Origin of the sequence: Streptomyces sp. NPDC059456 (assembly GCF_042750055.1) — a bacterium.
In the GTDB taxonomy this organism is placed as follows: domain Bacteria; phylum Actinomycetota; class Actinomycetes; order Streptomycetales; family Streptomycetaceae; genus Streptomyces.
Genome location: NZ_JBHYVA010000478.1, coordinates 1 through 6,681, shown reverse-complemented (window position 1 = coordinate 6,681; position 6,681 = coordinate 1). Strand labels below are relative to the sequence as shown.

Annotated in this window: 6 protein-coding genes; 3 read left to right on the top strand and 3 right to left on the bottom strand. The window is 73.1% G+C overall.

Annotation, left to right across the window (positions count from 1 at the left end; translation table 11 throughout):
* Window positions 1–263: 263 nt before the first annotated feature.
* Window positions 264–755, bottom strand: coding sequence for a glutathione peroxidase (locus ACFXA3_RS30850; RefSeq protein ID WP_385192008.1), 492 nt, complete (start codon window positions 753–755; stop codon window positions 264–266).
* A 92-nt stretch (window positions 756–847) separates the two neighbouring features.
* Window positions 848–1,606, bottom strand: coding sequence for a hypothetical protein (locus tag ACFXA3_RS30845; RefSeq protein ID WP_385192005.1), 759 nt, complete (start codon window positions 1,604–1,606; stop codon window positions 848–850).
* A gap of 285 nt (window positions 1,607–1,891) precedes the next feature.
* Between ACFXA3_RS30845 and gcl the strand changes: the two genes are divergently transcribed.
* A complete protein-coding gene (gcl, locus tag ACFXA3_RS30840; RefSeq protein WP_385192002.1) occupies window positions 1,892–3,679 on the top strand; it encodes a glyoxylate carboligase in 1,788 nt (595 codons plus the stop codon).
* 91 nt (window positions 3,680–3,770) lie between these two features.
* Here gcl and ACFXA3_RS30835 read toward each other — a convergent pair whose 3' ends face one another.
* Window positions 3,771–4,481 carry a TetR/AcrR family transcriptional regulator gene (locus tag ACFXA3_RS30835; RefSeq protein ID WP_385191999.1) on the bottom strand — a complete coding sequence of 237 codons (711 nt, stop codon included), beginning with the start codon at window positions 4,479–4,481 and terminating at the stop codon, window positions 3,771–3,773.
* 102 nt (window positions 4,482–4,583) lie between these two features.
* Between ACFXA3_RS30835 and ACFXA3_RS30830 the strand changes: the two genes are divergently transcribed.
* Both ACFXA3_RS30830 and ACFXA3_RS30825 read left to right on the top strand, forming a co-directional pair.
* Window positions 4,584–5,966, top strand: coding sequence for an MFS transporter (locus ACFXA3_RS30830; protein ID WP_385191996.1), 1,383 nt, complete (start codon window positions 4,584–4,586; stop codon window positions 5,964–5,966).
* Between the two features lie 30 nt (window positions 5,967–5,996).
* Window positions 5,997–6,620: an ATP-binding protein gene (locus ACFXA3_RS30825; RefSeq protein ID WP_385191994.1), complete on the top strand. Its 624-nt coding sequence runs from the start codon at window positions 5,997–5,999 to the stop codon at window positions 6,618–6,620.
* Window positions 6,621–6,681 lie beyond the last annotated feature (61 nt).

Here is a 6,681-nt window from a genome sequence, read left to right as displayed (position 1 = left end):
CAACGCACAGGGGGGGCCCGGCCGAGCTCTACCCCCCCCCCCCCCCCCGCCCCCCACCCCCCCCCCCCCCCCCCCCCCACCCCCCCCCCCCCGGGTCCCCCCCCCCGTCCCCCGCCCCGCCCGCCCCACCCCCCCCGCGGCCCCGGCCGGGGGGCGTCGCGGGGGGGTCGGGCGGCCCGGGGCCTTCCGCCGCCGGATCCGGCGGGGGGCGGCACCGTACGGTCCGCCCGCGCGCCTCCCCGTACGGGCGGCGCCGTGTGCCGTTACGCCGGGAGCTGGGCCTCGATCGCGGCGACGACCTCGGCGGACTCGGGCTCGACCGTCGGCCGGAAGCGCGCCACGACCTCGCCGGCGGGGGAGATCAGGAACTTCTCGAAGTTCCACTGGATGTCGGCGCCCGCCTCGCCGTCGGCGTACGGGGTCTTCACCAGCTCCTGGTACAGCGGGTGCCGGTTCTCGCCGTTGACCTCGGTCTTCTCCAGCATCGGGAAGGTCACGCCGAAGCCGGCCGCACAGAAGGTCGCGATGTCGTCGGCGGTGCCGGGCTCCTGCCCGCCGAACTGGTTGCAGGGCACGCCGATGACGGTGAAGCCCTTGTCCTCGTACGCGAACTGCAGCCGGGCCAGTCCCGAGTACTGCGGGGTGAGACCGCACTGCGAGGCGGTGTTCACCAGCAGGATCGCCTTGCCCTTGTGGGCCGCCAGGCTGGTCGGCTTGTCGGACAGGGTGGTCAGCGGGATGTCGTACAGGCTCATCGGGCGCTCCTCGGCAGGGAAAGGGCAGACAGCAGACCGCAACCAACGCGTGCGGACGTTTGTTCCGAGCCTACGTTCTGCCCCGCGCCGCCCTACGCCCCCGCTCCCACCAGCGCTTCCGCCGGATCGTTGACCGGCTGCGGCATGCCGGTGAGGTCCATGACGAACAGCGGTATCCCGAGGTCGTCCGCGCGGGAGCGGGCGTCCTGCGTGTATCCGGCGAGCGCGAGGTAGACGCTGGTGGCGGAGGCCGTCAGTCCGTTCAGCCAGACGCATTCCACGGCGCGCAGCCCGACCGGGGCGGTCGTCGGGTCCACCTGCGCCACCAGGCCGGGGGCCCTCAGGTCCACGGCCGCCGAGGGGATCGGCCGGCCGTCGGGCTGGCGGACGTCCCGGAAGCCGAGCCACCGCAGGTACAGGGCGGCCGTGGACACCGCGTCGCGGGCGGTACGGATGGTCATCGGGCGGAACGCGGGCCGCGGCGCGGGCCCCACCGGAGCCGGTCCCGGAGCCCCCGCCGGCCCCGCACCCCGTACACCGGGACGCGGAAGCAGCCCCTGCGGCGCCCCGGTTCCCGGCTCCGGCTCCACCGGGTGCACCGCGATCCGCGCCACCGCCCCGCACGAGGCACAGCCCAGCTCGGGATGCGGCCACTCGTTCACGCGCGCGCAGGCCGCGCACCGCACCGCCACCCACGTCTGCGACCAGGTGCGGTGCGTCAGCGGCAGGGGCGGCGACGCCAGGTCCAGGGGCGGGGTGACCGGGCTGCCGCAGGCGCAGGGGAAGACCGGGGCGGCGTAGTCGTTCTCGCGCAGGCACGCCGGGCAGCGCACCGGTACCGCATCCGCCATGACCGTGGGCCCCCTCCGTCGCCGTGCGTGCGTCCATGCTCCACCACCCGCCACCGGCGGGGCGGGTGCGCCCCCGATTTTCCGCCGGTATCCGGCGCAGTCCCGGTCTTTCGTACAAGTCGCTTGCGTGAGAAGCGGCTTTTGGTGTGTTCCGGGGTGCTCATGCTCCTTGACGTGCCGGGACTCGCCGCTTAGCTTGTTCCGTATAGCAGAACAAAACTTCCGGATTGCGGAAACGCCCTGGAAACCGGAACAGTCTGACCGCCAGACCCGCAGGAGAACTCGATGCCTCGTATGACAGCCGCCGCCGCTGCAGTGGAGATCCTCAAGCGCGAGGGTGTGTCGCAAGCGTTCGGCGTGCCCGGCGCTGCGATCAACCCGTTCTACCGCGAGCTCAAGAACGTGGGTGGCGTCAGCCACACGCTCGCCCGCCACGTCGAGGGTGCTTCGCACATGGCCGAGGGGTACACCCGGGCCCAGGCGGGCAACATCGGCGTCTGCATCGGCACCTCGGGCCCGGCCGGCACCGACATGATCACCGGCCTGTACTCCGCGATCGCGGACTCGATCCCGATCCTGTGCATCACCGGTCAGGCTCCGGTCTCGAAGCTCCACAAGGAGGACTTCCAGGCCGTCGACATCGCCACGATCGCCAAGCCCGTCACCAAGGCCGCCACGACGGTCCTGGAGGCGGCCCAGGTTCCCGGCGTCTTCCAGCAGGCCTTCCACCTGATGCGCTCCGGCCGACCGGGCCCGGTCCTGATCGACCTCCCGATCGACGTCCAGCTGACCGAGATCGAGTTCGACCCCGAGACGTACGAGCCGCTGCCGGTCTACAAGCCGTCCGCGACCCGCGCCCAGGCCGAGAAGGCCCTGAGCTTCCTGCTGGAGTCCGAGCGCCCGCTGATCGTCGCCGGTGGCGGCATCATCAACGCCGACGCCTCCGACCTGCTGGTCGAGTTCGCCGAGCTGACCGGCATCCCGGTCATCTCCACCCTGATGGGCTGGGGCATCATCCCGGACGACCACGAGCTGGCCGCCGGCATGGTCGGCGTCCAGACCGCGCACCGCTACGGCAACGCGACGTTCCTGGAGTCGGACTTCGTCCTCGGCATCGGCAACCGCTGGGCCAACCGTCACACCGGCTACAACCTGGACGCGTACCGGGGCGACCGCAAGTTCGTCCACGTCGACATCGAGCCCACCCAGCTCGGCAAGATCTTCGCCCCGGACTACGGCATCGCCTCCGACGCCAAGGCCGCGCTGGAGCTCTTCGTGGCGATCGCCAAGGAGTGGAAGGCCGAGGGCAAGCTGCCCGACTTCTCCGCCTGGGCCGCATCCGCGCAGGACCGCAAGGCGACCCTGCAGCGCCGCACGCACTTCGAGAACATCCCCATGAAGCCGCAGCGCGTCTACGAGGAGATGAACAAGGCGTTCGGCCCGGAGACGCGCTACGTCACCACCATCGGCCTCTCGCAGATCGCGGCCGCGCAGTTCCTGCACGTCTACAAGCCGCGCCACTGGGTCAACTGCGGCCAGGCCGGCCCGCTCGGCTGGACCATCCCGGCCGCCATCGGTGCCGCCACCGCACAGCCGGAGACCCCGGTCGTCGCCCTCTCCGGCGACTACGACTTCCAGTTCATGATCGAGGAGCTGGCGGTCGCCGCCCAGCACAAGATCCCCTACGTCCACGTCCTGGTGAACAACGCCTACCTGGGCCTGATCCGTCAGGCGCAGGGCGGCCTGGGCATCAACTTCGAGGTCAACCTCGAGTTCGAGAACATCAACACCCCGGAGATCGGCGTCTACGGCGTCGACCACGTCAAGGTCGCCGAGGGCCTGGGCGTCAAGGCGATCCGCGTCACCGACCCGGAGAAGCTGGGCGAGGCCTTCGAGCAGGCCAAGAAGCTGGCCCAGGAGTTCCAGGTCCCGGTCGTCGTCGAGGCCATCCTGGAGCGCATCACCAACATCTCGATGAGCAAGACGGTCGACATGAGCGACGTCACCGAGTTCGAGGAGCTCGCGACCGAGCCGGGCCACGCCCCGACCGCGATCCGCCCGCTGGCGGTCTGACGGCCGAGCCGCCACCGGCGGCCGTACGTCACGGCCCCCGTCCCTCCGCGAGGAGGGGCGGGGGCCGTTCCCGTTCCCGTCCGCCGTCCCGCTACGGGGCGAGGCCGCCGATCAGCACCTCGATGCCGAGGGCGAGCCGGGCGGCGGCGGGACCGGCCGTCAGCTCGGCGGTGCTCGCGGCCAGATGCGGATACCGGCCGGGGTCCAGCGCGGCGAGGCGCTCCTCGATGGAGACCTGGGCGTGGCGGTCGTCCAGGGCGTCCTGGAGGGCGTCCGGGCCGTCGCCGGCGGGCGGGTGCGCGACGGAGACCTCGTACGTGACCGCGCCGATGTGCAGGGCGATCAGATCGCAGCCCCACGCGGCGCGTTGCCGGTCGACGCCGCCGGCCAGCAGGAGGCCCAGGATCCGGTCGAAGAGGCCGAGCCAGGCGGGGGAGGCCGGGATGGCGCCGAGGGAGACGCGGCCGATGCCGGGGTGGGCGTTGAGGGCGTGCACCACGTCGGTGATCAGGGCGGCCAGCCGGTCGCGCCAGTCCCCGGGGGGTGCGGCGGGCAGCGCGGGCAGGGGCACCGTCGCGACCACCGCGTCGAGCATCAGGCGCAGCAGCTCCTCGCGCTGGGCGACGTAGACGTAGAGCGACGCGGGCCCGGTGTCCAGCTCGGCGGCGACCTTCCGCATGGTCACCGCGTCCAGGCCCTCGCGGCGCAGGACCCGCAGGCCGGCGTCGACGACGGCCCGCTCGCTGAGCGGGGGTTTGGCGGGGCGGGCGCGGGTGCTCTTGCGGCGGGCCGGTGCATCCATGGCGTCAGGCTAGCACTTGACAGCGAACGGCGTTCGCGACGAACGTTGTTCGTAACGAACGCTGTTCGTCATTCCGTCCCGTCTCCAAGGGGGAGCCCTGTCATGTCCCATCCGCATCCGCATCCGCAGCGTTGGGCGGTGCTGGCCGTCGTCCTCGCCGCCGAGGTCATGGACCTCCTCGACGCCACCGTCACCGGAGTCGCCGGACCCGCCATCGCCACCGGCCTAGGCGGGGGCCGGGAGACCGTCCAGTGGCTCGGCGCCGCCTACACCCTGCCGTTCGCGGTCCTCCTGATCACCGCCGGCCGGCTGGGGGACCGGTTCGGGCGGCGCGTGCTCTTCCTGGCCGGCGCCGCCGGGTTCACCCTGGCCTCCGTGCTCTGCGCCGCGGCCCCGGGACCGGGTGCGCTGATCGCGGCCCGGGCCCTGCAGGGCGCCTGCGGCGCCCTGCTGCTGCCCCAGGGCTTCGGGGTCGTCAAGGAGGTCTTCCCGGAGGAGGAACTGGGCAGGGCCTTCGGGCTGTTCGGGCCCGTGATGGGCCTGTGCGCGGTCGGCGGCCCGGTGGTGGGCGGACTCCTGGCCGGCGCGGACCTGTTCGGCACCGGCTGGCGGATGGTGTTCCTGGTCAACCTGCCGCTCGGCCTGGCAGCCCTGGCCGGCGCGGTCCGGTGGATCCCGCGCGGGACGCCCGACGCCGCCCTGCGGATCGACGTACCGAGCATGCTGCTGGCCGCAGCGGCCTCCGGCGCCCTGGTGTACCCGCTGGTGCAGGGGCGGGAACTGGGCTGGCCGCTCTGGGGGTTCGTACTGCTGGCCGCCGGGCCGGTCGGCTTCCTGCTCTTCGCTCGGCTCCAGCACCGGCGGGCCTCGCCGCTCGTGACGCCGAGCCTGCTGGCCAACCGGGGCTACACCGGCGGCATCCTGGTCGCGGTCGCCTTCTTCGCCTCGTTCACCGGCCTGATGATGGTGCTGTCCCTCTTCCTCCAGGGTCCGCTCGGCCTCTCGCCGCAGGGCGCGGGGTACGCGATCGCCCCCATGGCCCTGGGCATCGCCGTCGCCGCGGGCCCGGCCGGTGCGCTCGCCCGGCGCCGTGGCCGGGTGGTGATCCAGTGCGGGATCGTCCTCACCGCGCTGGGGCTGGGGCTGCTCGCCGTCTCCACCGCGGGGGCGACGGACGGCTGGCGGCTGGTCCCCGGCACGTTCGCCACCGGGCTCGGCATGGGCCTGGTCATCCCGCCGCTGTTCGACGTGATCCTGGCGGGCGTGTCCGAACCGGAGGTGGGCTCCGCCTCCGGCGTCCTCAACGCCGTGCAGCAGCTGGCCAACGCGGTCGGCGTGGCTCTGCTGGTCACGGTCTGGTCGGCCTTCACGGACCACGGCCGCACACCCGCGGCGGCCCTGTCCGCGACGGCCCTGGTGACGGTGGCGCTGCTGGCGGCCGCCCTGACCCTGTCCGTACGCCTTCCCCGCCGGGCCCGGACGTGACGGCAACGGCAGGAACGGCATACTGCCCGGATGGACGGATCAACGGCCTCGTGGCGCAACACGACACACGACTGGGCGCGTTCCGTGGACGCCGGTCACCTGGCCCGCATCCGTGAGGACCCGGCCGCCTTCGCTCCCGGCGGCCTTCGCCACCTGCTGCTCGAAGTGATCGCCTACGCGGCCGACGAGGCGGAGTGCGTGGGCGGGGGACGGTGCACGGTCACGCTGCACGCCGACGGCTCGGTGTCCGTGGCGGACGAAGGCCGCGGCACCGACACCCGCTTCGACGACCGGGGCCGGCCGGTGAAGAAGCCGGTGATGGCGACGAAGGACCTCCGGTTCTTCGACCACCCCGAAGCGCAGCTCCTGCCCGACGGCCACCCGCGGCGCGGCATGTCCGTCGTCGCGGCGCTCAGCGCATGGCTGGTGCACACCAACCGCCGCGCGGGCGGGGCGTGGGTCCAGCGGTACGCACACGGGATTCCGGTGACCGGCCTGACACCGCTCGCCGATGACGGAACGTCCGGTACGACCGTCCGTTTCAGCCCCGCCGGGCCGCTGCCCGCGCAGGGCCCGACCCCGGGAGAACTGGCCGCGCTCACCGCGTCCTGGCCGCACCTGGCCGTCGGGATCGACGACCGGCGCACCCGCTGACCCCGGGGCACGACCTCCAGGGCCCGGCCCCGGACGTCCGGCCCGCAAAAGGCCAAATCGG

What these genes read in the sequence shown, in the direction of transcription:
- gcl (WP_385192002.1), top strand. Translation starts at nt 1,892, where the DNA reads ATGCCTCGTATGACAGCCGCCGCCGCTGCAGTGGAGATCCTCAAGCGC.
- ACFXA3_RS30830 (WP_385191996.1), top strand. Translation starts at nt 4,584, where the DNA reads ATGTCCCATCCGCATCCGCATCCGCAGCGTTGGGCGGTGCTGGCCGTC.
- ACFXA3_RS30845 (WP_385192005.1), bottom strand. Translation starts at nt 1,606, where the DNA reads ATGGCGGATGCGGTACCGGTGCGCTGCCCGGCGTGCCTGCGCGAGAAC.
- ACFXA3_RS30825 (WP_385191994.1), top strand. Translation starts at nt 5,997, where the DNA reads ATGGACGGATCAACGGCCTCGTGGCGCAACACGACACACGACTGGGCG.
- ACFXA3_RS30850 (WP_385192008.1), bottom strand. Translation starts at nt 755, where the DNA reads ATGAGCCTGTACGACATCCCGCTGACCACCCTGTCCGACAAGCCGACC.
- ACFXA3_RS30835 (WP_385191999.1), bottom strand. Translation starts at nt 4,481, where the DNA reads ATGGATGCACCGGCCCGCCGCAAGAGCACCCGCGCCCGCCCCGCCAAA.